Origin of the sequence: Kitasatospora sp. NPDC004745, from assembly GCF_042873275.1 — a bacterium.
Classification (GTDB): Bacteria; Actinomycetota; Actinomycetes; order Streptomycetales; family Streptomycetaceae; genus Kitasatospora.
In genome coordinates this window covers 283,494-308,330 of sequence record NZ_JBIALK010000002.1, presented here as the reverse complement: position 1 = coordinate 308,330, position 24,837 = coordinate 283,494, and the positions used below count along the sequence as shown (strand labels likewise).

Annotated in this window: 22 protein-coding genes; 16 read left to right on the top strand and 6 right to left on the bottom strand. The window is 74.0% G+C overall.

Annotation, left to right across the window (positions count from 1 at the left end; translation table 11 throughout):
• Positions 1 to 171 precede the first annotated feature (171 nt).
• Positions 172 to 1,773 (bottom strand): MFS transporter, encoded by a 1,602-nt coding sequence (locus ACFYUY_RS04960; protein ID WP_360210015.1) that lies wholly within the window; start codon positions 1,771 to 1,773, stop codon positions 172 to 174.
• Between the two features lie 224 nt (positions 1,774 to 1,997).
• Between ACFYUY_RS04960 and ACFYUY_RS04955 the strand changes: the two genes are divergently transcribed.
• From ACFYUY_RS04955 to ACFYUY_RS04915, 9 genes are all read left to right on the top strand, one after another.
• Entirely contained in the window at positions 1,998 to 2,690 is a 693-nt protein-coding gene (locus ACFYUY_RS04955; protein ID WP_360210017.1) for a TetR family transcriptional regulator, read from the top strand.
• Between the two features lie 121 nt (positions 2,691 to 2,811).
• Positions 2,812 to 4,116 carry a sensor histidine kinase gene (locus ACFYUY_RS04950; RefSeq protein ID WP_360210019.1) on the top strand — a complete coding sequence of 435 codons (1,305 nt, stop codon included), beginning with the start codon at positions 2,812 to 2,814 and terminating at the stop codon, positions 4,114 to 4,116.
• A complete protein-coding gene (locus tag ACFYUY_RS04945; protein WP_360210021.1) occupies positions 4,113 to 4,787 on the top strand; it encodes a response regulator transcription factor in 675 nt (224 codons plus the stop codon). The genes ACFYUY_RS04950 and ACFYUY_RS04945 overlap by 4 nt, the downstream gene beginning before the upstream one ends.
• Before the next feature lie 263 nt (positions 4,788 to 5,050).
• Positions 5,051 to 6,172: an alpha/beta hydrolase gene (locus tag ACFYUY_RS04940; protein WP_360210023.1), complete on the top strand. Its 1,122-nt coding sequence runs from the start codon at positions 5,051 to 5,053 to the stop codon at positions 6,170 to 6,172.
• Between the two features lie 26 nt (positions 6,173 to 6,198).
• Positions 6,199 to 7,428, top strand: coding sequence for an acyltransferase (locus ACFYUY_RS04935; RefSeq protein ID WP_387898010.1), 1,230 nt, complete (start codon positions 6,199 to 6,201; stop codon positions 7,426 to 7,428).
• A gap of 232 nt (positions 7,429 to 7,660) precedes the next feature.
• Positions 7,661 to 9,565: a galactose oxidase-like domain-containing protein gene (locus tag ACFYUY_RS04930; protein WP_360210027.1), complete on the top strand. Its 1,905-nt coding sequence runs from the start codon at positions 7,661 to 7,663 to the stop codon at positions 9,563 to 9,565.
• 34 nt (positions 9,566 to 9,599) lie between these two features.
• Positions 9,600 to 11,987, top strand: a complete 2,388-nt coding sequence (locus tag ACFYUY_RS04925; RefSeq protein ID WP_387898006.1) for a Dyp-type peroxidase — start codon at positions 9,600 to 9,602, stop codon at positions 11,985 to 11,987.
• A gap of 79 nt (positions 11,988 to 12,066) precedes the next feature.
• Complete coding sequence (locus ACFYUY_RS04920; protein ID WP_360210031.1) at positions 12,067 to 12,402, top strand: MmcQ/YjbR family DNA-binding protein; 336 nt, start codon at positions 12,067 to 12,069, stop codon at positions 12,400 to 12,402.
• Positions 12,403 to 12,588: 186 nt separating this feature from the next.
• Entirely contained in the window at positions 12,589 to 13,803 is a 1,215-nt protein-coding gene (locus ACFYUY_RS04915; protein WP_387898003.1) for an alpha/beta hydrolase, read from the top strand.
• Positions 13,804 to 13,833: 30 nt separating this feature from the next.
• Here ACFYUY_RS04915 and ACFYUY_RS04910 read toward each other — a convergent pair whose 3' ends face one another.
• Complete coding sequence (locus tag ACFYUY_RS04910) at positions 13,834 to 14,862, bottom strand: helix-turn-helix transcriptional regulator (protein WP_387898000.1); 1,029 nt, start codon at positions 14,860 to 14,862, stop codon at positions 13,834 to 13,836.
• Positions 14,863 to 14,963: 101 nt separating this feature from the next.
• Here ACFYUY_RS04910 and ACFYUY_RS04905 point away from each other — a divergent pair, with 101 nt between their 5' ends.
• Positions 14,964 to 15,542, top strand: a complete 579-nt coding sequence (locus ACFYUY_RS04905; RefSeq protein WP_360210037.1) for a TIGR03086 family metal-binding protein — start codon at positions 14,964 to 14,966, stop codon at positions 15,540 to 15,542.
• A 52-nt stretch (positions 15,543 to 15,594) separates the two neighbouring features.
• Here ACFYUY_RS04905 and ACFYUY_RS04900 read toward each other — a convergent pair whose 3' ends face one another.
• Together ACFYUY_RS04900 and ACFYUY_RS04895 are read right to left on the bottom strand one after the other, a co-directional pair.
• The gene (locus tag ACFYUY_RS04900) at positions 15,595 to 16,620 is read right to left on the bottom strand and encodes an aldo/keto reductase (protein WP_387897997.1); all 1,026 of its coding nucleotides are present in this window, start codon (positions 16,618 to 16,620) and stop codon (positions 15,595 to 15,597) included.
• Positions 16,617 to 17,120 (bottom strand): MerR family transcriptional regulator, encoded by a 504-nt coding sequence (locus ACFYUY_RS04895; protein WP_360210041.1) that lies wholly within the window; start codon positions 17,118 to 17,120, stop codon positions 16,617 to 16,619. Before ACFYUY_RS04895 ends, ACFYUY_RS04900 begins: the two co-directional genes overlap by 4 nt.
• A gap of 122 nt (positions 17,121 to 17,242) precedes the next feature.
• Here ACFYUY_RS04895 and ACFYUY_RS04890 point away from each other — a divergent pair, with 122 nt between their 5' ends.
• Positions 17,243 to 18,073: a serine hydrolase domain-containing protein gene (locus tag ACFYUY_RS04890; RefSeq protein WP_387897994.1), complete on the top strand. Its 831-nt coding sequence runs from the start codon at positions 17,243 to 17,245 to the stop codon at positions 18,071 to 18,073.
• Positions 18,074 to 18,103: 30 nt separating this feature from the next.
• Here the strand turns inward: ACFYUY_RS04890 and ACFYUY_RS04885 are convergent, their stop codons facing one another.
• On the bottom strand, positions 18,104 to 18,880 hold the full coding sequence (locus tag ACFYUY_RS04885; RefSeq protein ID WP_360210045.1) for a pirin family protein: 777 nt from the start codon (positions 18,878 to 18,880) through the stop codon (positions 18,104 to 18,106).
• A 195-nt stretch (positions 18,881 to 19,075) separates the two neighbouring features.
• On the opposite strand from ACFYUY_RS04885, the gene ACFYUY_RS04880 reads away from it, so the two are divergent.
• The 5 genes from ACFYUY_RS04880 (at position 19,076) to fabF (ending at position 24,110) form a co-directional block, all read left to right on the top strand.
• Complete coding sequence (locus ACFYUY_RS04880) at positions 19,076 to 20,272, top strand: helix-turn-helix domain-containing protein (RefSeq protein ID WP_360210207.1); 1,197 nt, start codon at positions 19,076 to 19,078, stop codon at positions 20,270 to 20,272.
• Between the two features lie 90 nt (positions 20,273 to 20,362).
• Positions 20,363 to 21,313 carry an ACP S-malonyltransferase gene (locus ACFYUY_RS04875; RefSeq protein WP_360210047.1) on the top strand — a complete coding sequence of 317 codons (951 nt, stop codon included), beginning with the start codon at positions 20,363 to 20,365 and terminating at the stop codon, positions 21,311 to 21,313.
• Complete coding sequence (locus ACFYUY_RS04870) at positions 21,310 to 22,341, top strand: beta-ketoacyl-ACP synthase III (RefSeq protein ID WP_360210049.1); 1,032 nt, start codon at positions 21,310 to 21,312, stop codon at positions 22,339 to 22,341. Before ACFYUY_RS04875 ends, ACFYUY_RS04870 begins: the two co-directional genes overlap by 4 nt.
• Before the next feature lie 80 nt (positions 22,342 to 22,421).
• Complete coding sequence (locus ACFYUY_RS04865; protein WP_360210051.1) at positions 22,422 to 22,664, top strand: acyl carrier protein; 243 nt, start codon at positions 22,422 to 22,424, stop codon at positions 22,662 to 22,664.
• A 180-nt stretch (positions 22,665 to 22,844) separates the two neighbouring features.
• Positions 22,845 to 24,110, top strand: a complete 1,266-nt coding sequence (gene fabF, locus ACFYUY_RS04860) for a beta-ketoacyl-ACP synthase II (RefSeq protein WP_360210053.1) — start codon at positions 22,845 to 22,847, stop codon at positions 24,108 to 24,110.
• A gap of 63 nt (positions 24,111 to 24,173) precedes the next feature.
• On the opposite strand, the gene ACFYUY_RS04855 is transcribed toward fabF, so the two are convergent.
• Positions 24,174 to 24,668 (bottom strand): DUF3145 domain-containing protein, encoded by a 495-nt coding sequence (locus tag ACFYUY_RS04855; RefSeq protein WP_360210055.1) that lies wholly within the window; start codon positions 24,666 to 24,668, stop codon positions 24,174 to 24,176.
• Positions 24,669 to 24,837: the final 169 nt, after the last annotated feature.

Below are 24,837 nucleotides of genomic sequence, written 5' to 3'. Positions count from 1 at the left end.
CCTTCGCCGTCCACGGGCGGCCCCTGCGTGGGGCCGTCCGGGCCCCGCCGTGGGGGCGCGCACCGCGAGCCGGACGGGCCGCCGTGGACGCCCGCCGGGGCGCGCCGGCCCGCCCGGGCAGCACGACGGCCCCGGACTCCGTCGAGTCCGGGGCCGTGCGGCGCGGGTGCGTCAGATGTGGACGGCCGGCCCCGCGTCGGTGGCGCCGCGGCGGGTGAGCAGGCCGAGCAGGGCGGCGGCGAAGGCCACCACGGCGGCCACCGCGAAGGCGAGCGACATGCCGCTGACGAAGGACTCGTGGACGGCACCGGCCATCGCGTCGACCGCCTGCTGCGGGGTGCCGGCCGGGGCCGGCGGGGCGATGCCGAGCTGGGCGGCCTGCTCGAGGCCCTCGGCCGCGGCGCCCTCCACCGGCGGCAGGCCGGCCCCGGCCCAGTTGCCGGGCAGCACGTCGGTGACCTTGGCGGCCATCAGCGCGCCGAGCACCGCGGTGCCCAGGCTGCCGCCGACCTGCATCGCGGCCTGCTGGAGGCCGCCGGCCACGCCGGACAGCTCCAGCGGGGCGTTGCCGACGATCACCTCGGTGGCGCCGACCATGACCGGGCTGATGCCGAGGCCCATCAGGACGAACCAGAGCGACATCACGCCGTTGCCGGAGCCGGTGTCCAGGGTGGACATGCCGAACATCGCGGTGGTGGTGATCAGCATGCCGGCCACGATCGGGATGCGCGGGCCGAGCTTGCCGATCGCGATGCCCGCCACCGGCGAGCCGACGATCATCATGCCGGTCATCGGCAGCAGGTGGACGCCGGCCTGGACCGGCGACATCCCGTGCACGTTCTGCAGGTAGAAGGTCACGAAGAAGATCGCGCCGAAGAACGCGAAGGCCATCAGCACCATCAGCAGGGTGCCCGCCGACAGCGGCACCGAGCGGAACAGGCTGAGCGGGATCAGCGGCTCCTTCGCCCTGGCCTGCCAGAACGCGAACAGGACCATCAGGACCACCGCGCCGCCCAGGAACAGCAGGGTGCGGGTGTCGCCCCAGCCCCACTCGGGGGCCTTGATGATGCCGAAGACCAGCGCGAACATGGCCACCGAGAGCAGCGCGATGCCGGGCAGGTCGAAGGACTTGGCGGCCTTCTCGGCCCGGACGTCCCTGAGGATCCACAGGCCCAGGCCGAGCGCGACCAGGCCGACCGGGACGTTGATGAAGAAGACCGACTCCCAGTTGACGTGCTCGACCAGCAGGCCGCCGACGATCGGGCCGGCCGCGGTGGAGGCGCCGATCACGCCGCCCCAGATGCCGATCGCCATGTTGAGCTTCTCGGCCGGGAAGGCGCCGCGCAGCAGGCCGAGCGCGGCCGGCTGGAGCAGGGCGCCGAACAGGCCCTGCAGCACCCGGAAGGCGATCACGGTCTGGATGTTGCCGGCGAAGCCGATCGCGGCCGAGGTGGCGGCGAAGCCGACCGCGCCGACCAGGAAGGTGTTCTTGTGGCCGAACCGGTCGCCGATCTTGCCGGCGGTGATCAGGAAGACCGCCAGGGCGAGCAGGTAGCCGCTGGTCACCCACTGGATCTCGGAGGGCGCGGCGTTCAGCTTCTCCTGGATGACGGGGTTGGCGATCGCGACGATCGTGCCGTCCAGGGCGACCATCATCACGCCGACCGCGACGGTCAGCAGGGTCAGCCAGGGGTGCCCCTTGAGGCCCCCTCCGGACGGCGGACCGAGCGGCGGGGCGTCCGCCTCGGCGTTCTTGACGACGGACTGGCTCATCTGGGGCCCTCCGGGGGCGTGGCGCGGGGTGCGGAACCGGACGAAGAGGTCGTGGCGCCGCGGCCCACCCGTCCCCACGAGTGCCCGGCCGGCGAGCGCCACTCCCGGCAGATTATGTCAGCCTCTGACATTCGACAAACACTGACTTCTGGCCATGTCTGACATTTGGCAGAACGCTAAGGTTGTCCTCCCACCCCGCCCGCACGCGCCCGGAAGGCCCCGCCATGGCCGCTCGCACCCCCGCCCCCACCCCCGCCCCGGCCGGCCCCGGCCGGCAGCCCGGGCTGCGCGAGCGCAAGAAGCAGCAGACCAGGGACGCCCTCGTCCAGGCCGCCCACGGGCTCTTCCTCGGCCAGGGCTTCGCCCGCACGACCGTCGACGAGATCGCCTCCGCCGTCGAGGTCTCCCAGCGCACCTTCTTCCGCTACTTCGCCAACAAGGACGAGGTCGCGCTCGCCGTGATGGCCGACGCCGAGGACTACTTCATCGAGTGCCTGCGCCGCCGCCCCGCCGAGGAGTCCCCGCTGCAGGCCCTGCGCGCCGCGATCGTCCAGTCCTGGCGGGAACTCGGCGCCGAGCACCGCAGCGGGCCCGGCTCGATCACCACCGCCCTGGAACTGATGCGGATGATCGAGGAGACCCCCACCCTGCTCGCCGCCCACCTGCGCCGGGTCACCGAGCAGGAGCGGGTGGTCGTCCGGGTGATCGCCGAGCGCGAGGGCCTGGACCCGACGACGGACCTGCGGCCCACCGTGCTCGCCGCCGTCTTCGGCAGCGTGCTGCGCGCCGCCCACCTGTCCTGGACGCCCGAACAGGAGCCCGCCGGGCCCGAGGGCATGGTCGCCGTCATCGAGCGCCACTTCGACCAGCTCGGCCCCGCCCTGGCCGGCCACTGGCGGACCGTCACACCGCGGTAGCAGCCGCGGGTCGTACCCGGGTGGCAGCCCGGACCCCGCCCCACCCCCTACCCCGGTAGCACCCGGATGTTCGACCCCAGGGCGACGACGGGCGGGCGGGGCCCTCCTAGGCTGGCCCGCGATGAAGACGATCACCACGACCGAGGTCCGCGCGCGCACCCTCCGGTCGCTCCGCTCGCTGCGGCACCACCTCACCACCCCGACCGGCGGGCACACCCCGCTGCTCGGGGACTCGCCCCGGGGGTGGCTGCGCCGGCTGCCGTACGTCGTCGCGCTGATCATGCAGGCCTCGCTGATCCCCACCGGGATCGTCGCGCTGGTCGACTTCTACGACGTCGCCCCGCCGATCGCCGGCGCGCTCACCATCGCCCAGACCACCCCGCTGCTGCTCGCCATCACCCGGCCGCTGGCCGCGTGGTGGATCAGCGCGGCCGCCCTGGTCACCACGGCCTCCATCACCGCCCGCCACGACCAGCTGGGCGGCACCTGGCCGTGGACGGCGCCGATGATCCTGGCGTACGTCTTCCTGCTGATCGCGCTCGCGCTGCGGGAGAGCCGGGCCACCCTGATCTCGGTCTGGATCGCCACGATCCTGCTCACCCTCCTCACCACCACGCTCGGCTTCCCGCACTCCGACGACGGCACCACCATGCTGCTGGTCGCGCTCGGCGGCGCCGCCCTGCTGCTCGGCTGGGCCGTCCAGGACCGCACCGAGGCCCGCCGGCTGCTCGCCGAGCAGGAGCACATCAGCGAGGCCGAGCGCGAGCGGCGCACCCTGCTGGAGGAACGCGCCCGGATCGCACGGGAGTTGCACGACGTCGTCGCCCACCACATGTCGGTGATCGCCGTGCAGGCGGCCAGCGCGCCCTACCGGATCACCGGCGTGCCGGACGAGGCCGCCGAGGAGTTCACCGCGATCGCCGGCACCGCCCGCGAGTCGCTGACCGAGATGCGCAGGCTGCTCGGCGTGCTGCGCAGCGAGGAGTCCGCCGCCGAGAAGGTGCCGCAACCCGGGATATCCCAACTGCCGCAGCTGGTCGAGACGGTGGGGCGGGCCGGGATCCCCGCCGCGCTGGCGGTGGACCCCGGGCTGGCCGAGGCGGTGCCGCAGGCGGTCGGCCTGTCCGCGTACCGGATCGTGCAGGAGGCGCTGGCCAACGTGGTGCGCCACGCGCCGGGTTCGCGGGCCACCGTCTCCCTCGCCGACGAGGGCGCCACCCTGCTGCTGACCGTGGTGAACACGCCCCCGCCCCGCTACACCGAGTCGCTGGAGGCCTCCATGGAGGGCACCGGGCAGGGACTGATCGGAATGCGGGAACGCGCCCGGCTGGTCGGTGGCAGGCTGGAGACCGGCCCGATGCCGGACGGCGGCTACAAGGTGGCCGCTTCCCTGCCCATCGACACCTCCCGGGAGACCCCCGCATGACCATCCGCGTGATCATCGTCGACGACCAGGCCATGGTGCGGGCCGGCTTCGCCGCCCTGCTCAACGCCCAGAGCGACATCGACGTGGTGGGGGACGCGGCGGACGGCGCGCAGGCCCTGGAGGTGAGCGGCCGCACCCACCCCGACCTCGTGCTGATGGACGTCCGGATGCCCGTCATGGACGGCCTGGAGGCGGCCCGCCGGCTGCTCGACCCGGCCGTCCCGGGCACCCACCGGCCCAAGGTGATGATGCTGACCACCTTCGACGTGGACGACTACGTGTACGAGGCGCTGCGTGCCGGGGCCAGCGGCTTCCTGCTCAAGGACGCCCCGCCGGCCGACCTCATCTCCGCGGTCCGGGTGGTCGCGGCCGGCGAGGCCCTCCTCGCCCCCTCGGTGACCCGCCGGCTGATCGAGGAGTTCGCCCGCAACCGGCCGGCCCGGCGGCACGACCCCAAGCTGCGGCTCAACGGCCTGACCCCGCGCGAGACGGAGGTGCTGGAGCTGATCGCCCGCGGCCTGTCCAACCAGGAGATCGCCGCCCGGCTGGTGCTGGCCGAGCAGACCGTCAAGACGCACATCGGGCGCATCCTCGCCAAGCTCGGGCTGCGCGACCGCGCCCAGGCCGTCGTCCTGGCCTACGAGTCCGGCCTGGTGACGCCGGGCGGATGACCCGGCCGAACAGCACCGGCCCGCCCCATCCGCCCTCCGGGAGAAGCTCGTTGACGCCCCGCCAGGTCGCCGGCCCGGCCCGGTGGTGCAGCCAGCCGGTGCACCGGGGGTGGGGCTGGCCCCACCCATCACGGTACTCGGGCAGGGCTCGAGTCATACCCCGGTACCACCGGGCAGTTGGCCCCGCGGTGTGACGTCCGCGGGGCCGCCGCGTTCCTACCTTCCTCTCCGTCGAAGTCGAACGGACCAGGGAGGGGCCGGACATGGGGAAGCATCGGGTCAGGAGGGCCCTCGCGGCCGGCGCGGTGGCGCTGACCGCGGTACTGGGGCTCGGCGGCTTCGCCGCGGACGGCCAGCAGCCCGTCACCGGCCCGCCGCCGGGCAGCGCCGCCTGGGTCGCCGACACCGCGTTCGGCCTCCACCCGCCCGACCCGGCCACCACCACCCCGGCCGGGGTCGCCGCCTTCTTCGCCGGGCTGACCCCGGCGCGGCAGGACGCACTGGCCGCCCGCCACCCGCTGGTGGTCGGCAACCTCGACGGCGCCCCGGTACGACTGCGGTACCGGGCCAACGCGCTGGCCCTCGCCGCCGAGCTCGACCGGGAGACCGCCCGGGCCACGGACCCGGCGCTCACCCCCGAGGACCACGAGGCCGCCCGGGCCCGCACCGCGCGCTACCGCGGCCTGCTGGACGGCGGCCGGCAGATCCTCGCCTTCGACCCGCGCGGCCGCGGCCAGGTCGCCGAGGTGTTCGGCGACCTCACCACCGCGGACCGCACCGCCGTCGTCGTCCCCGGCTCGGACATCGACCTGCTGCGGTTCGACCGCCCGGACAACCCGTACGGCACCCCGGTCGGGATGGCCCGGGAGCTCCACCGGGCCACCGGCGGCCGGACCGCCGTGATCGCCTGGGCCGGCTACACCACCCCCGAGGGGATCGGCCTCGACGCCGCCACCGAGGACCTGGCCCGGGCCGGCGCCACCCGGCTCACCCGGCTGCTCGACGGACTCGCCGTCACCACCGGCCCGCAGGCGCCGCCCACCGTGTTCTGCCACAGCTACGGCTCGGTGGTCTGCGGCCTGGCCCGCCCCGGCCCGGAGCAGGCCTCCGGCGTGGTCGTCCTCGGCTCGCCCGGGATGGGCGTCGGCTCGGCCGCCGACCTCGACCCGCGGGTCCCGCTCTGGGCCACCGCCCGCAACGACGGGGACTGGATCGGTGACGTCCCGTTCGTCTCGGTGCTCGGACTCGGACACGGCGCCGACCCGACCTCCCCCGGCTTCGGCGCCCGCCCGCTGCCCGCCACCGGATCCACCGGCCACACCGGCTACTTCGCCCCCGGCACCTCCTCGCTCGCCGCCTTCGCCGCCGTCGCCCTCGGCCGCTGACCCTCCCCACCGAAAGGAGCACCGCCATGGCCCACCCGCTCACCGCCCTGCACCGCGCCGCCCGGCAGGTCGACGCGCGCACCCCCGTGACCCGCGACCGCGCCCTGGACGGACTGCGCGCCCTCGCCCTGCTCGCCGTGCCGGTCGGGCACTGGCTGCTCGGCGGATTCACGCTCTCCGCCGACGGCGCCCTGCACAACGCCAGCCCGCTCTCCGCGCTCGGCTCGCTCGCCCCGGTCAGCTGGGTGCTGCAGATGCTCGGGGTGTTCTTCCTGGTCGGCGGGCACTCTTCGGTCCGGTCACTGGAACGGGCCCGGGCCAAGGGCGTGACGTACGGGGGCTGGCTGCGCGGCCGGACGGTGCGGCTGCTGCGCCCGGTGCTCGGGGTCACCGCCGTCTGGGCGCTGCTGATCGCCCTGCTGCCCGCGCTCGGCGTCCCCGGGGACACCGTGCGCACCGGTGCGACGCTCGTGGTGCAGCCGCTCTGGTACATCGGGGTCTACCTGGGGCTGACCGCGCTGACCCCGCTCTGCGCCGCGGTCGGCCGCCGGCTGGGCGGCTGGTCGGCGGGCCTCCTGGTGACCGCCGTGGCCGCCGTCGACCTGCTGCGGTACGGGCCGTGGGCGGAGTCGGTGCCGTCCTGGATCGCGCTGCTGAACATCCTTCCGGGCTGGCTGTTCGGCTACCAGCTGGGCGTGTTGTGGGCGCAGGAGCGGCTCGGCCGGCCGGCCGCCCGGGTACTGCTGTTCGGCGGCGGCACGCTGTTCGCCGTCCTGCTGCTGGTGTTCCACTACCCGGCCAGCATGGTCGGGGTGCCGGGGGTCGAGCGGACCAACTCGCACCCGCCGTCCCTGCTGGTGCTCGCGCTGGCGGCGCTGCAGTGCGGCGCGGCGGTGCTGCTGCGGGAGCGGCTGGGCCGGCTGCTGACCCGCCGTCCGCTGCTCTGGCTGCCGGTGGTGGTGGTCAACCTCTCGGCGATGACGGTCTTCACCTGGCACCAGAGCGCGATGCTCGCGGTGGCGGTGCCGGGTGCGGCCGGCCTGGGCGCCGTCCAGGGGCTGACCACGGTGCCGGACTCGTTCGGCTGGGTGGCGGCCCGGGTGCTGCTGCTTCCGCTGTTCGGAGCCGTGCTGGTGGCGATCGGGTGGTTCACCCGGCGGTTCGACGGGCCGTGGACGGCCTTCTCCCGGGCCGGGAAGGCGCTGGCCGCCGCGGGGTCCGCGCTGTTCGCCGCCTACGCGCTGGGCATGGTGTGACCTGCGCCGGAAGGTGAGGCGAGGAGGGGGCGCGGGCCAGTCGGTCCGCGCCCCTTCGGCGTGGTCCGGCTCTGCGCCGCGGGGCCGCCACGGGCCGGTGCATCCGCATGCGAACCACCACGCACTGTGATGCCATGTGACCGTCGGCGACCATCGCCGGATCGCGCCCGCCCACGGCCGTCCGCCCGCATTCGCCCGCCTTCCCCCGAACAGCCCCTTCCCGAGGAGTCCCATGTCCCTGCCTCCGCCATGCCCGCGGCCGCGGGCCCGCCGACGGCTGTCCGCGGCCCTGGTGGTCTGCGCCGTCACCGCCGGCACCCTGATGAGCGCCGTCGGCCCGGCCGCCGCGCACGGTGAGCCCGCCGCCCCCGGGCAGAACGACCTCGCCCCGCACGTCGCCTCCCCTCGGGTGATGGCCGAGATGCGGGACGACGAGGTGGCCGCGCTCGGACCGGAGCACGCCGAGGAGCACGCCCGGGCCCGCGCGGCCATCCGCGGCATCGGCGATTACCCGCAGACCACCCGCACCAACCGCTACAACGCCCTGACGGCCTCCCAGGCGAGCACCAACGCCGGCTTCGACCCGGCGGTGTCCGGCGCGTTCAAGGAGTACTTCCCCTCCCCCGACTTCGGCGACCACGTCGCCCTGCTGCCGACCGGCAAGGTGCTGCTGTTCTCCTTCGAACGGATCGAGAGCAACCCGGAGAAGGAACCCGCCCCCACCCAGACCATCGGCCGGGAGAACGCCGGCCGGGCCTTCCTCTGGGACCCCGCCAAGGGCACCGGCACGGACGCCTTCAAGCAGGTCACCCCACCGATCGCCAACATGCCGGACGGCCTCGACCAGGAGCGCCCGGCACCGTTCTTCTGCTCCGGCCACTCCTTCCTCCCCAACGGCATGCTCGGCGTCTTCGGCGGGAACCTGGGCGGCAACGGCGGCACCGGCGCCAAGCTCTCCCTGGTCTTCGACCCGTGGACGGAGACCTGGACCCGCAACCCCGACATGTCCGTCGGCCGCTGGTACCCCTCGGTGGTCACCGGCGCCGACGGCCGGCAGCTGATCATGTCCGGCCAGTCCGAACTCGGCTACGGCACCCCGACCCCGGTGGTCGAACGCTTCCCCGCCAAGGGCTTCCCCGTCCCGCAGGGCCGGAACGACACCCCGCGGAACACCCCGGTGGACCGGTTCAAGGCGGACGCCCCGTTCAGCACCGACTACCCGCACCTCTTCTCGCTCAACGACGGCAACGTCTACGGCTTCGGGCGCCAGGCCGACGAGCAGTGGCGGTTCGACCCCGTCGCCGAGTCCCGCAGCGACCTCACCGCCCGCCCTGACGGCCGCCGGCGCAACTACGGGTCCGCCGTCATGCTGCCCGGCGGCGTGAGCGGCCCGGACTCCGCGCTGGTCCTCGGCGGCGACCGCGACAACCCGAGCACCCTGCGCTTCTCCAACGGCAGTTGGACCGCCGAGAAGTCCCGCGCCTTCGGCCGCACCCAGGACGACACGCTGCTGCTGCCCAACGGCCGGCTGATGACCGTCAACGGCGCCTACGACATCCGCGACTACGGCAACGGCCCGTACAACCCGAACGCGGACCTCAAGTACCGCCAGGTCGAACTGCGCGACGACCAGGGCAACTGGAAGCTCGGCCCCGTCCAGCGGCTGCCGCGCGGCTACCACTCCAACGCCGTGGTCCTGCCCGACGGCCGCGTGATGGTCACCGGGGACGAGCTCCAGCAGCTCGCCAACAACCCCGACACCGCGGCCATCCCCAGCAGCATGAACGGCACCATCGAGATCTACGAGCCGGCCTACCTGCACCAGGGCGCCCGCCCCGCGCTGGACAACCCGCCCACCACGCCGGTCGGTTACGACAAGAGCTTCACCGTCACCAGCACCACCCCCGGCCAGGCCGTCAAGGCCGTGCTGCTGGCCCCGACCACCTCCACCCACTCGGTCAACACCAGCCAGCGCCACCTCGACCTGCGGATCACCAGCCGGGCCGGCAACCGTCTGCAGCTCCAGGCCCCGCCGGACGCCAAGGCCGCCCCGCCCGGCTGGTACATGCTCTTCCTCCTCAACGACCAGGGCGTGCCCAGCGTCGCGAAGTGGGTCCAGCTCAGCTCGACGGCCTGATCCCCCGGAATCCACCGAAAGGAACACCAGAACCATGGCAACGGATCTGAGACTGCGCGCGAGCGAGGAGATCCAGGGGGACATCCTGGCCGGCTTCAGGAAGGACAACGTCAGCGTCCTCTTCCTCAAGTTCGAGGACGCGGCCCGGGCCCGCGACTGGGTGCGCCGGCTCGTCCCGCAGATCTCCACCACGCGCGAGGTCGCCGAGTTCAACGAGGCCTTCAGCGAGGCCCGCAGGTCCTCCGGCGGGGACGACCCGAAGACGCTCAAGGCCACCTGGCTCGGCGTCAGCTTCACCTACGAGGGCCTGCGGATGCTCTCCACCACCGACCCGTTCCCGACGCCGCCGCCGGTCGGCAGCGGGCTGGAGGCCTTCCAGGAGGGCTCGGCCAGACGAGCCGGCGCCCTCGGCGACACCGGCGACAACTCCCCGGAGAACTGGCTCTTCGGCAACGGGCGGAACCAGCCGGTCCACGCGCTGCTGAAGATCTCCGCGGACACCGAGAGCGACCTGGTCACCGCGATCGAGGCGCAGCGCATCGCCGCCGCCGAGTGCCGGATCCTGATCGCCTACCAGCAGAACGCCAGGACGCTCCAGGGCAGTCGCCGGGGCAAGGAGCACTTCGGCTTCAAGGACGGCATCAGCGAGCCCGGCGTCCAGGGCTTCGACCGGCCCGACCCGGCCAGACCGCAGGAGGAGGACGGCCACCCCGGCACCCGGCTCATCCCGGCCGGCGAGTTCGTGTGCGGCGAGGACAACGACCCGTTCAGCTTCCCCAAGGACCAGTACCCCGCCTGGTGCCGCAACGGCTCCTTCCAGGTGGTCCGGCGGCTCGCCCAGGACGTCCCCGGCTGGTGGTCGCAGGTCTCGGTCAGACTCCGGGAGCTCAAGCAGGCCAAGGCCGTCCCGGAGAGCGCCACCGCCGAGTGGCTGGCCGCCCGGATGGTCGGGCGGTGGCGCTCCGGCGCGCCGGTCTGCAAGCACCAGGACCGGGACGTCCCGAACAACCCCGCCGCCGCCAACGACAACGACTTCGACTTCCGGGACGACCTGGAGGGCCTGGTCACCCCGCTCTGGTCGCACCTGCGCAAGACCAGCCCGCGCGCCGGACTGCAGGAGGCCCCGGACCAGCCGCCGCTCGACGCCGGGGTCCTCGACGGCCGGCGGATCATCCGCCGCGGCACGCCGTACGGGTCCCCGTTCGACCCGGCCTCGGAGGGCCCCGGCGGCCCCGACGACCCGCGCGGCCTGCTGTTCATCTGCTACCAGGCCGACATCCAGCGGCAGTTCGAGTTCATCCAGGCCGACTGGATGGACCAGCCGAACTTCCCGCCGAACCGGGACAGCGGCGGCGCCACCCCGGCGGGGCACGCCGGCCCGCGGCCGGTGCCCGGCAAGGACCCGGTCACCCAGGAGGCCCCCGAGGTCGACTTCGAGAGCCGGGGCCCGGACGGCCTCGTCGGGCACACCCCGGTGAGCTTCCAGCAGTTCGTCCAGACCACCGGGTCGGTGTACGCCTTCATGCCGTCCCTCAGCCTCCTCAGGGCGCTCGCCGACGGCCGGCTCACCCCCCAGGGCGGCACCCAGGGCGGCGGGCAGGGCACGACCGGCGGCCAGGGCGGCACCCAGGAACAGGGCGGCGGGCAGGCGCAGCCGGCCCCGCAGCCGGTGAAGGCCTACCCCTGCGACGAGTTCCTCCCCGTCCCCGACCAGCAGCGCCGCGCCGGGCAGAGCCGGTACTGGGCGTTCCACGGCGACCGCTGCCGGCTGATCTCGGTGGCCGACGGCTCCGCCCACACCGACCGCAAGGTCGAGGACGACACCTGGCTGGACACCTGGTCCTGCCTGCAGGGCGTCGGCCGGGTCGACTGCGTCCTGCCCATGGCCGACCTGCAGGACCCGGGCGGCACGAGCTGGTACTGGGTCTTCCACAGCACCAACGGCCGCCAGCAGTACCGGACCGTCACGATCACCTGCGACGGCGGCCGCTACACCACCCGGCAGGAGCGCCCGGACCGCGAACTCACCGCCTGGGGATCGCTCAGCGGCGTCGGGCAGGTGGACTGCTGGCTGCCCGTGCCGGACCAGCAGCGGGTCGGCGGCAAGAGCTGGTACTGGGTGTTCCACACCACCGGCGGCCGGCAGCAGTACCGGCTGTGCTCGATCGCCGACGGCTCCGCGCACACCGACGTCCGCGAGCGCACCGACCGCGAGCTCACCCAGTGGGGCTCGTTGACCGGCCTCACCCGGGTGGACTGCTTCCTGCCCGTGCCGGACTGTCAGCGGGTCGGCGGCCGGAGCGAGTTCTGGTGCTTCTCCGGCCAGGGCTACCGTCGGATCTCGGTCGCCGACGGCAGCGGCCACCCGGACCGGCTGGTCGCCGGCGACCGCTCCTGCGACGCCTGGTCCTCGCTGCTCTGACGCCGCCGCGGCCGGTGCTCCCGGTGCGTTCCGCGCGCACCGGGAGCACGGTGTCGGTCCCCTGCCCTACGCTGCGGCCATGGTGACGTTCGACGAGTTCCGTGCGATGGCCCTGGGCCTGCCGGAGGCCGCGCAGGAGCCGACCTGGGACATCGAGACCCTGCGGGTGCGCGGCAGGATCTTCGCGATGGGCGCGCCGGGCGGCCTGGCGGTCACGGTCAAGGCCTCCCCCGAGGACCAGGCCGAACTGCTCGCCGCCGAGCCCGAGGTGTTCTCCGTCGCGCCGTACGTCGGCCGGCACGGCTGGGTGAGCGTCCGGCTGGACCGGGTCGACCGGGAGGAGCTGCACGACCTCGTCACCGAGGCCTGGCGGCGGACGGCACCCAAACGGCTGGTCCGCGAGTTCGACGCGTAGACGGCCCCCGGGCCACGCCCGGACGCCGCACCGACACTCCCGGTTCATGTGACCCATCCCACAGTTTGGCCGGGTCCGTCATACTCCTGTGACCTCTAGGCTTTGCCCAGGAAGTCAGCAGTGTTTGAGTCGCACCCTCCGGGCACCGCCCGAGAAACGGTGACGGGCCCCAAGGGAGTTGGTGCGGTGCGCAACCGTCGACGCTGGAAGCGGGTACTGATCGGGGCGTTCGCGGGTTGTGCCGTGCTCGCCGACGCCGGCGCCGCGGCCGCCCAGGCCGCCGCCTCCACCGAGCAGCTGGCGATCTCCACACCCCCGGCCGGCAGCGCCGCCTGGGTCCAGGACCACAGCTTCGGGCGCACCCTGCCCGACCCGGCCACCACCAGCCCGGCCGCCGCCGCCGACTTCTTCGCCTCGCTCGCCCCGACCGAGCTGGACCGGCTGATCAAGGACTACCCGCTGGTCGTCGGCAACTACGACGGCGCCCCGCTGGACCTGCGCTACCGCGCCAACCGGATCGCGCTGACCGCCGAACGGGACCGCGCCCGGGCCCGGGCCGCCGACCGGAAGCTCGACTCCGACACCCGCGACCTGGCCGTCTCCCGCGCCAACGACGTCGACCACCTGCTCGCCCCGGGCCGGCAGATCCTCGCCTTCGACCCGCGCGGCCGCGGTCTGGTCTCCGAAGTGTGGGGCGACCTCGCCGACGCCGAGCGGATCTCCGTCCTCGTCCCCGGTTCGGACGCCGACCTCGGCCACTTCGACCAGTCCGCCGAGCCGCTGCGCTCCCCGGCCGGCATGGCCCGCGCCCTGCACGCCGAGGAGCGGAGGCAGGCTCCGGACACCCGCACCGCGGTGATCGCCTGGACCGGCTACGTCACCCCCTCCGGCCTCGGCCCCGACGCCGTCACCTCCCGGCTGGCCGACGTCGGCGCGCCCCGGCTCCAACGGCTGCTCGCCGGGCTCAAGGAGACCACCCGGCCGGACGCACCGCCGGCCCTGCTCTGCCACTCCTACGGATCCGTGGTCTGCGGCAACGCCGCCCCCGAGATCCCCCGCGCGGCCGCCTCGCCGTCCGACACCACCGGGGTCACCGACATGATGGTGTTCGGCAGCCCCGGCATGGGCGTGCAGAGCACCGGCGAACTGGGCACCGGTGTGCACGTCTGGGCCACCCGCAACCCCAGCGACTGGATCGGCAACGTCCCGTACCTGGAGGTCGGCGGGCTCGGCCACGGCGCCGACCCGACCGCGAGCGGCTTCGGCGCCGAGCAGATCTCCTCCGCCCGAGCGGCCGGCCACAACGGCTACTTCACCGAGGGCACCGACAGCCTGCACAACTTCGCGGCGATCTCGCTCGGCCACTACCAGGACGTCGTCCGCCCGAACACCGGCTCCTGACGCCCCGGGCCCGACCTCCTGAAACAACCCTCAGGGCGTGCCCTGGTCCTGGTAGAGGCGCAGCGCGTCGGCCGCCGCGCGGGCGAGTTCGCGCCGGGCGGCCGGCGGGGACAGCACCTCGGCGTCGGCGCCGAAGGCGAGCAGCGAGCGGACGGCCGCCGGCGAGGGGAAGGCCATCGCGACCTCCACCCACTCCTCGGCCGGCCCGGCGCCTGAGTCGGGCGAGGCGGTGACCCGGCCGCCGTGGATCCGGACGAACATGTCCAGGCGCCCGCGCCGCACCCGCACCCGCACCTGCAGCTCCTTGGGCAGCCGCTCCACCTGGTCGCGCAGCACCGCCCAGGCGTCCCCGAGCCCGATCCCGGGGCGGCGGCGCACCGGCTCCTCGGTGGTCCCGGCGAGCAGCACCCGGTCGGCCCGGAACAGCCGGGGCTCCCCGCGCAGGTCCGCCACCAGGTACCAGACCCCGGCCTTGCTCACCAGCCCGTACGGGTCGACGGTGTAGTCCACCGGCGCGGGCGTGCCGCTGTGGCGGTAGCGCAGCCGCAGCCGCCGGTCGGCGAACACCGCGTACTGCAGCTCGCCGAGCTCCGCCCCGCTCCGGGCCCCGGACTGCGCCCCCGCCGGGGTGCCCGGCTGAACGCCGCCCGGCGGGCCGCTCTGCATCCAGCGCGCCGGGTCGACCAGGACGCGTTCGCTGATCCGCTCGGCGGCCGGGCGGTGCGGTGCCGGCAGCGCGGCCATCACCTTGCGCAGGGCCGAGCCGAGGGCGCCGTCGAGTCCGAGGTCGCTGTGCGCGCCCTGGGCGGAGAGCACGAACAGGGCCCGGGCCTCGTCCGCGGTCAGCCCGGTGACGTCGGTGCGGTAGCCGGGCAGCAGGCTGATGCCGCCGTGCCGGCCGCGTTCGGTGAACACCGGCACGCCCGCGGCGGAGAGCGACTCGACGTCGCGGTAGATGGTGCGGACGGACACCTCCAGCCGCTCGGCCAGTTCGGTGGCGGGCACCCGGCCGCGGGTCTGGAGCAGGAGCAGGATCGAGAGCAGGCGGTCGGCCTTCATGGCAGCAGAATCCCAGAAAACCTGACGGCGGTTGTCAGGTTTTACTGGGAGATTGCCGTCCGAGCCCGAAAGACCGCCCGACACCAGGGAGCTGATTCCACGTGACCTCCGTCCAGGACGCCCGCCCGCAGTACCTGCTCGCCCTCGGCCAGCTGGAGAAGCTGTTCGCCGAGATCACCCCGGACGCCCTCGACCGGCCCACCCCGTGCACCGACTTCACGCTGCGGCAGCTGCTGGGCCACGTGGTCGGCGGCGTCCACCGCTTCGCGTACATGGGCGAGGGCGGCCGGGCCGAGGACGTCGTCGCGGCCACCGGGGACCTGCCCGACGACGCCTGGCCGGCCGCCCTGGAACGGGCCCGCGACCGCGCCGCCGCGGCCTGGGCGGACGACGCCAAGCTGGACCGCCCGACCCACGCGCCCTGGGGCGTGGTGCCCGGCGCGATCGCGGTCGGCGGCTACCTGATGGAGGCGGTCGGCCACACCTGGGACATCGCCCGGGCGCTCGGCTCCGCCCAGCCGCTGGACGACGCCCTGTCGCACGCCGCGCTGGCCGTCGCCGGGGCCGTCCTGCCCGCCGGACACCGCGGCGGTGCCGTGCCGTTCGACGAGGTCCGGCCGGTCGCCGAGGACGCCGACGTGCACACCCGGCTGGCCGCCTGGCTGGGCCGCGAGGTGTGAGCTGGCGCGGACGCCCGGAGGGGCACCGGCGGCCGTTCCCCCGGGGCGCCGGCTACTCCCGCCCGACCTGGGTGAACCGCATGTCCGGGTAGCGGTCCCCGGCGACCGCTCCCGCCACCGGCTCCAGCTGGTCCAGCTCCTCCGCGGTGAGCCGCAGCACGGCGGCCGCGGTGTTCTCGGCGAGCCGGCTCCGCTTGCGGGTGCCGGGGATCGGGACGACGGTGAGCCCGTGCACCTCGGCCCGCTGGTGCACCCAGGCCAGCGCGACCTGGGCGAGGCTCGCCCCGCGGTCCGCCGCGATCTCCCGCAGCGGTGCCAGCAGTTCGGTGTTGGCCGCCGCGTTGGCCCCGGTGAAGCGCGGCTGGGTGCGCCGGAAGTCGTCGGCCGCGAGCTCCTCGGCGGCCTGGAAGGCCCCGGTGAGGAAACCCCGGCCGAGCGGCGAGTACGGGACGAAGGCGACGCCCAGTTCGGCCGCGGCCGGCACCACCGTGCGCTCGACGTCCCGGGCGAACACCGACCACTCGGACTGCAGCGCGGCGATCGGGTGGACGGCGTGGGCCTCGCGCAGCTCGGCGCCGGTCACCTCGGACAGCCCGAGGTGGCGCACCTTGCCGGCCGCCACCAGCTCGGCCATCGCGCCGACCGAGTCGGCCAGCGGCACGGCCGGGTCGCGGCGGTGCATGTAGTAGAGGTCGATCTCGTCCACGCCGAGGCGGCGCAGCGAGGCGTCCACGGCGGAGCGGATGTAGGCGGGGTCGTTGCTGATGCCGCGGTAGCCCGGGTCCTCCTGCCTGCGGACGAGCGCGAACTTGGTGGCGAGCACCACCCGTTCCCGGTTGGCGCGGACGAAGGGGCCGATCAGCTCCTCGTTGTGGCCGGAGCCGTAGGCGTCGGCGGTGTCGAACAGGGTGACGCCGGCCGCCAGGGCCGCGTCCAGGGTGGCGAGCGACTCGGTCCGGTCGCTCGGGCCGTAGAACTCGCTCATGCCCATGCAGCCGAGGCCCTGGACCCCCACGAGGGGGCCGTCGGCGCCGAGTCGGGCGGTGGGGAGGGCGGTGGGGAGGGCGGGGTCGGTCATGCGCTCTGCTCTTCCTCTGCTCGGTGGTGCTGGCACTGGACCGGGGCGTCGCCGCTGTCGGCGATCTTCCCGGCGTAGAGGTCGATCTTGTAGTCGAGGACGGCGAGGGTGGCCTGGAGGTCGGCGATCCGCTGCCGCACCTCCTCGCGCTGGTCGACGAGCAGCTGCCGGCGCCCCTCGTAGGTCTCCTCGCCGCGGCGGGCCATGTCGACGTACCGGAGCATGTCCGCCACCGGCATCCCGGTCAGCCGCAGCCTGCCCAGGAAGGCCAGTCGGTGCAGGTCCGCGTCGCAGTAGCGGCGCTGGCCGCTGGCGGAGCGGTCGACCGGGTCGAGCAGGCCGATCCGCTCGTACCAGCGCAGGGTGTGCGCGGTGAGGCCGCTGGCCGCGGAGACCTCGCTGATGGTGTGCCGCGGGGTCCGGTCCGGATCGCCGACCGGGCGGCTGAACACCTCGGTGCAGCTGCGCAGGTCGAGCGGGACGGCGGCGAGCACGGCCATGATCGGTTACCCCCTGTGGTGTGCGGTGACGACGACGCTAGCGAGTTGGAGTGCACTCCAAGCAAGCCCGTCGGCCGGGTGCTCCCGCCACCGGTTTTCCGCGCTTCGTTAGAGTCGGGCGCATGGAGAGCTTGCGGATGATCGAGAACTGGCCGGTGCCCCACGCCGCGGCGGCGGTGGTCAGGGGGTCGGACGGTGCCGTGCTGGGCGCGCACGGCCCGCAGCAGCACCTGTTCCCGCTGGCCTCGGTGACCAAGCCGCTCACCGCGTACGCCGCGCTGGTCGCCGTCGAGGAGGGGGTCTTCGAGCTGGACGACCCGGCCGGCCCGCCCGGGTCGACCGTCCGCCACCTGCTCGCGCACACCTCCGGCCTGGCCTTCGACGAGGACCGGGTGTTCGCCGCGCCCGGCGACCGCCGGCTGTACTCCAACGCGGGCTTCGACGCGCTGGCCCGGGCGCTGTCCGAGGCCGCCGGGATCGAGTTCTCCCGGTACGCCGCCGAGGCGGTGTTCCAGCCGCTGGGCATGCACGACACCCTGCTCAACACCGCGCACAGGTCCCCGGCCGGGGCGGGCGGCCTGTCCACGGTCGCCGACCTGGTCCGCTTCGCCGCCGAGCTGCAGTCCCCCAAGCTGCTGGACCCGTCGACCATCCGGCGGGCCACCCGCGAGGTCGCCTTCCCGGGGACCAGCGGCGTGCTGCCCGGCTACGGCCACCGCCGCCCGAACGACTGGGGCCTGGGCTTCGAGATCCGCGACGGCAAGTCCCCGCACTGGACGGGCACCGCCAACTCGCCCGGCACCTTCGGTCACTTCGGCCAGTCCGGGACGTTCCTGTGGGTCGACCCGGAGGCCGGCGTGGCCTGCGTCGCGCTCACCGACCGGGACTTCGGCCCGTGGGCCGCCGAGGTCTGGCCGGCCCTCTCGGACGCCGTGCTGGCCGAGCTCCGCTAGCCGGACCCCGGGGAGCCGGCCGGCGGCGGGTCAGCCGTACGAGACCGGCGAGTGCATCTCCCAGAGCAGCAGTTCGGCGCCGTCCTCGCCGGCCGTCGGGTCGGCGAAGGCGTCCCCGGTGATCCGCACGCTGTCGCCCGGGGCCATCGAGCGCCCGCCGCCCTTCGGCCCGGGGACCGTCCGGTAGCCGAGCGAGCCGGCCGTCAGGTGCGCGTAGCGCCAGGCGGCCCCGGGCAGCGGGGGCAACGGCTGCCACGGTCCGGCCTTCGCCAGCCAGAGCGCGGCGTCACCGCGGCGCAGCCGCAGCGCCTCCGTCCCGGCGTCGCGGGCCAGCCCGGAGGCGAGCAGCGTCAACCCGCCGTCCGCGGGTTTCACCCTGCGCAGCCCGTACACCGGGGGCGCGTCGAACACGTCCGGCTGGAGCCACATCTGGACGAACCGCACCGGGCCGTCGGCACCGCCGACGTTGCGCTCGGTGTGGGTGACCCCGGAGCCCGCGCCGAGGTGCTGGATCATGCCGGGGCGGACCACGCCGCCGTGGCCCTGCGAGTCCCGGTGCGCCAGCGCCCCCTCCAGCACCCAGGTGAGGATCTCGGTGTCCCGGTGCTTGTGCTCGTCGAAGCCTGCGCCCGGGGCGAGGAGCTCCTCGTTGCACGCGAGCAGCGCGCCGAAGTGGGTGTTGCGCGGGTCGTAGTGACCGGAGAAGGAGAACGCGTGTCGGGTCTCGACGCCCTCGGCCGGGGTGGAGAGGTAGCGCTCGGCGGTGCGGCGCAGGTCGGCTCGGGGGCGGGCGGCGGCGTCGGTCACGGGCCCCACCGTAGCGCGCTTCCCGGCTCGCCCCCGGGGCCTGTGCACGAGCAGTCACTCACGTGAGGCAGTCTTGTCCCTGTGCCAGCCGCATCCGCGAACTCCAAGAGCGAACCCAGCCCCGAGCCCGGGACGACCGGGACGAGTCCGGCTCCCCGGGCCGTGCGCGACCGTCCCGGCCGGGCGGCGCCGCGCCTGACCGCGCAGGAGCGCAGAAACGCCGCCGAACGCGCCGAGCGCCGTGCCGCGACGCTGAAGCGGCTGGAGAAGTCCTCGGGCAAGCTGGCCACCGCCGCGATCTCGCGGATGGACGACCAGCTCGGCTGGTACCGGCGGATGCCGCCGGAGCACCGCTCCTGGATCGGCCTGGTCGCCCAGGCCGGCATCGCCGCCTTCACCGAGTGGTACCGCCACCCGGACACCGCGCAGGCGATCTCCACCGACGTCTTCGGCACCGCCCCGCGCGAGCTGACCAGGGCGATCACGCTGCGCCAGACCGTCGAGCTGATCCGCACCACGATCGAGGTGATGGAGGAGGCCATCGAGGAGGTGGCCGCCCCCGGCGACGAGGCGGACATGCGCGAGTCCGTGCTGGTCTACGCCCGGGAGATCGCCTTCGCCACCGCGCAGGTGTACGCCCAGGCGGCCGAGGCCCGCGGCGCCTGGGACGCCCGGCTGGAGGCGCTGGTGGTCAACTCGCTGCTGTCCGGCGACGCCGACGAGGGCGTGCTGTCCCGGGCGGCCGCACTGGGCTGGGGCCAGCCCAGCCAGGTCCGGGTGGTGATGGGCAGCGCCCCGGACGGCGACAGCGAGCTGGTGGTCGAGGCGATCCGCCGGGCCGCCCGCTACGCCAAGCTGCACGTGCTGACCGGTGTGCTCGGCAAGCGGCTGGTGGTGGTGGTGGGTGGCGACAAGGAGCCGGTGCACGCCGCCCGGGCGCTGATCGGCCAGTTCGCGCCGGGCCCGGTGGTGGTCGGCCCGACCGTGCCGGACCTGCTCTCGGCCACCCGTTCGGCGCACGCCGCGGCGGCCGGGCTGCGCGCCTGCGCCGCCTGGCCGGACGCCCCCCGACCGGTCCTGGCCGACGACCTGCTGCCCGAGCGGGCGCTGGCCGGTGACCAGGCCGCCCGCCGCCAACTGGTGGAGGAGATCTACACACCACTGGACGAAGCCGGCTCGGCGCTGCTGGAAACGCTGAGCGTCTACCTGGAGCAGGCCTCCTCCCTGGAGGGCGCGGCCCGGATGCTCTTCGTCCACCCCAACACGGTGCGCTACCGGCTACGACGTGTGACCGACGTCACGGGGTACGCCCCCTCCGACGTACGTTCGGCGTTCACGCTGCGGATCGCACTCGCCCTCGGCCGGCTGACCGCCGCCGGGGAGCCGAGTTGAGCCGAATGTAGGGAACTTACAATCCCGGATGGTTTTCTTCGTTACCGTCGCCTACCCGCCCCTGGGCGCCTGGCGAGAGAGGGTTGAACCGTGCTCGTAATCGTCGCCCCTGGACAGGGTGCCCAGACCCCCGGTTTCCTCAGCCCCTGGCTGGAGCTCGACGGTGTCGCCGACCGCCTGCGCGGCTGGTCGGAGGTCGCCGGGCTCGACCTGGTGCACGCCGGTACCGAGGCCTCCGCCGAGGAGATCAAGGACACCGCCGTCGCCCAGCCGCTGCTGGTCGCCGCCGGTCTCATGACCGCCCGGGAGCTGTTCCCGGACGAGGACGTCGCCCGCAAGCTGGTCGGCGCCGTCGCCGGCCACAGCGTCGGCGAGATCACCGCCGCCGCCGGCGCCGGTGTGCTGAGCGCGCACGACGCGCTGGCCTTCGTCCGCGAGCGCGGCCAGGCCATGGCCGCGGCCGCCGCCGTCACCGAGACCGGCATGATCGCCGTGCTCGGCGGCGACCAGGAGGTCGTGGCGGCGAAGCTCGCCGAGCACGGCCTGACCGCGGCCAACAACAACGGTGGCGGCCAGATCGTCGCGGCCGGCACGCTGGCCCAGCTGGAGGCGCTGCGGGCGGACCCGCCGGTCGGCGCCAAGCTGGTGGCCCTGAAGGTCGCCGGCGCCTTCCACACCGAGCACATGGCCCCGGGTGTCGAGCGGCTGGCCGCACTGGCCCCGACGCTGACCGTCGCCGACCCGCAGGTCCGCTACGTGTCCAACCGGGACGGCGGGGTCGTGGACTCCGGCGCCGAGGTGCTCGACCGCCTGGTGTCGCAGGTCTCCAACCCGGTCCGCTGGGACCTCTGCATGGAGACCCTGGGCCGCCTGGGCGCGACCGCCGTCATCGAGCTGTCCCCCGCGGGCACGCTCACCGGACTGGTCAAGCGCAACCTCAAGGGTGTGGCGACGCTTGCCCTCAAGACCCCCGCCGACCTGGACAAGGCCCGCGCGCTCGTCGCGGAGCACGGCGGTCAGGAGCAGGAGACCCAGGCATGAGCAAGCCGCAGATCCGTCCCACCGTGGGTGCGCAGTTCTCGCGCATCCTCGGGGTGGGCGGCTACCGCCCGGTGCGGGTGATCCCCAACGCCGAGGTGCTGGAGTGGATCGACTCCTCGGACGAGTGGATCCGCACCCGCAGCGGGATCGCCGAGCGCCGCTGGGCGGGCCCGGAGGAGACCGTCGCCGAGATGTCGGTGCAGGCCGCCGGCAAGGCCATCGCGCAGGCCGGGATCTCCCCCGACCAGATCGGCGGCGTGATCGTCGCGACCGTCTCGCACCTCAAGCAGACCCCGGCGATCGCCACCGAGATCGCCGAGCGGCTCGGCTGCGGCACCGCCCCGGCCTTCGACATCTCGGCCGCCTGCGCCGGCTTCGGCTACGGCCTGGGCCTGGCCGACGGCATGATCCGCGGCGGCAGCGCCGAGTACGTGCTGGTGGTCGGCGTCGAGCGGCTCAGCGACCTGACCGACCAGTCGGACCGCTCGACCGCGTTCATCTTCGGCGACGGCGCCGGCGCCGCGATCGTCGGCCCCTCCGACACCCCCGGCATCGGCAAGGTGATCTGGGGCTCGGACGGCTCGCAGTCGGACGTCATCTCGCAGACCCACGCCTGGGACACCGCCTTCGCCAAGCCCGACGCCGTCAACGGCGCGGGCGAGGAGACCAAGTGGCCGGCCCTGCGGATGGAGGGCCAGACGGTCTTCCGCTGGGCGGTCTGGGAGATGGCCAAGGTGGCCCAGCAGGCGCTGGACGCCGCCGGGATCACCGCCGACCAGCTAGGCGCCTTCATCCCGCACCAGGCCAACATGCGCATCACCGACGCCATGATCAAGGCGCTCAAGCTGCCCGACTCGGTGCCGGTCGCCCGCGACATCTCGGAGACCGGCAACACCTCCGCCGCCTCCATCCCGTTGGCGATGGAGCGCATGCTGGAGAGCGGCGAGGCCCGCAGCGGCGACCTCGCCCTGATCATCGGGTTCGGGGCGGGTCTCGTGTACGCCGCCGCAGTCGTTACGCTCCCCTAGGCGCGTTTCGCCCCAGTCATCCGCAAGCCTGTGTCCGGCCGCCGGTCGGACGCGTTCAACACCGAAGAGGAGCAGCCAGTATGGCTACCAAGGACGAGGTTCTGGAAGGTCTCGCCGAGATCGTCAACGAGATCGCCGGTATCCCGACCGAGGACGTCGAGCTCGAGAAGTCCTTCACGGACGACCTGGACGTCGACTCGCTGTCCATGGTCGAGGTCGTCGTGGCCGCTGAGGAGCGCTTCGACGTCAAGATCCCGGACGACGAGGTCAAGAACCTGAAGACCGTCGGCGACGCCGTGGACTACATCCTCGCCAACGCCTGATCGATCGACACGCTCGATCCGTCCAGCCCGTCCGGCGTTCCCCACGCCTCGGGCGGCTGACCCGTCGACCGGCTCACCGAGCCGGACCGACCAACCGGCCGGGACGCCCCACCGGGCGCCCGGCCGGGCCCTTCCTCGGCTCGCCGCCGACCCCCGCACAACGTGAGAGAAGAAGATCCAGTGACCGCTGAAAACCGTACCGTGGTCGTCACGGGTATCGGCGCCTTCACGCCGCTGGGCGGCGACGCCGCCACCACCTGGGAGAACCTGGTCGCCGGGCGCTCCGGAGTGGCGGCCCTGACCGAGGAGTGGGCCGAGGACCTGCCCGTCAAGATCGCCGCGCGCACCGCCGTCGAGCCCGGCGAGATCCTCCCCCGCCCGCTGGCCCGCAAGCTGGACCGCTCGGCGCAGTTCGCGCTGATCGCCGCCCGCGAGGCCTGGGCCGACGCCGGCTACGAGACCCCGGCCACCGACGAGTCCTCCAAGCTCGCCCCCGAGCGCCTGGGCGCCGTCATCGCGTCCGGCATCGGCGGCGTGACCACCCTGCTCGACCAGTACGACGTGCTGAAGGAGAAGGGCTCCCGCAAGGTCTCCCCGCACACCGTCCCGATGCTGATGCCCAACTCCCCGGCGGCCAACGTCGGCCTGGAGGTCGGCGCCCGCGCGGGTGTGCACACCCCCGTCTCCGCCTGCGCCTCCGGCGCCGAGGCGATCGGCTACGCGATCGAGATGATCCGCACCGGCCGCGCCGACGTCGTGGTGGCCGGCGGAACCGAGGCCGCGATCCACCCGCTGCCGATCGCCGCGTTCGCCAACATGATGGCGATGTCCAAGAACAACGACGACCCGCAGCGCGCCTCCCGCCCGTACGACAAGGGCCGCGACGGCTTCGTGCTGGGCGAGGGCGCCGGCGTGGTCGTGCTGGAGTCGGTCGAGCACGCCGAGGCGCGCGGCGCCCGGATCTACTGCGAGGCCGTGGGCCAGGGCCTGTCCTCGGACGCCCACCACATCGCCCAGCCCGAGCCGACCGGTGCGGGCGTGGCCCGCGCACTGGCCGACCTGTTCGAGCGCAACACCCTGGACAAGGCCGAGATCGTGCACGTCAACGCGCACGCCACCTCGACCCCGCAGGGTGACACCGCCGAGCTGAAGGCGCTGCGCAAGGAGCTCGGCGACGACCTCGACCACATCGCCGTCTCGGCCACCAAGTCGATGACCGGCCACCTGCTGGGCGGCGCCGGCGGCATCGAGACCGTCGCCACCGTGCTGGCCCTGCACCACCGCCTCGCCCCGCCGACCATCAACGTCGACGAGCTGGACGACGACGTGGACGCGGACATCGTGCGCGACGAGCCGCGCAAGCTGCCCGAGGGCCGGATCGCGGCGCTGAACAACTCGTTCGGCTTCGGCGGCCACAACGTGGTGCTGGCCTTCCGCACCCGCTGACCGCCCCGAACGGAAGGGGCCGGCGCTCACGGAGAGCGCCGGCCCCTTCCGCCGTTCCCGGGGTCAGACCACCTGGTGCAGCCAGCGCACCGGGGCGCCCTCGCCCGCGTAGCGGAAGGGCTCCAGTTCGTCGTCCCAGGGCTTGCCCAGCAGCCGGGAGATCTCGGCCTCCAGGTCGGCCCCCTCGCTGCGGGAGCGCAGCAGGACGGCCCGCAGCCGGTCCTCGGGGATGAGGATGTCGCCGTGGATGCCCGTGACGGCGTGGAAGATGCCGAGCGAGGGCGTGCTGCTGTACCGCTCGCCCTCCGCCGTGGCGCAGGGCTCGCTGGTGACCTCGTACCGCATCAGCTGCCAGCCGCGCAGTGCGGAGGCGAGCTTCGAGGCCGTGCCGGGCTCCCCCTGCCAGGAGAGCTCGGCGCGCCAGTGTCCGGGTGCGGCCGGCTGGCGGATCCAGTCCAGGCTCACCCGCACACCGAGCACTCCCGCGACGGCCCACTCGACGTGCGGGCACAGCGCGCGGGGCGCGGAGTGGATGTAGAGAACTCCACGTGTCGTCACCGGGACCTCCAGGCTGTGGACGAGGGTCGCCTTCCCCAGCTGCCTCGTGCCTGCAGTTGATCCACAGTTACCCACGTTTGCCGACATTAAGCCACTAAATTGAGCAAAACGGACAGGCTTTCGCTCAATGCTAGTCGAATCCCCAATGAGGTCTACCCCTCGGCCGGAT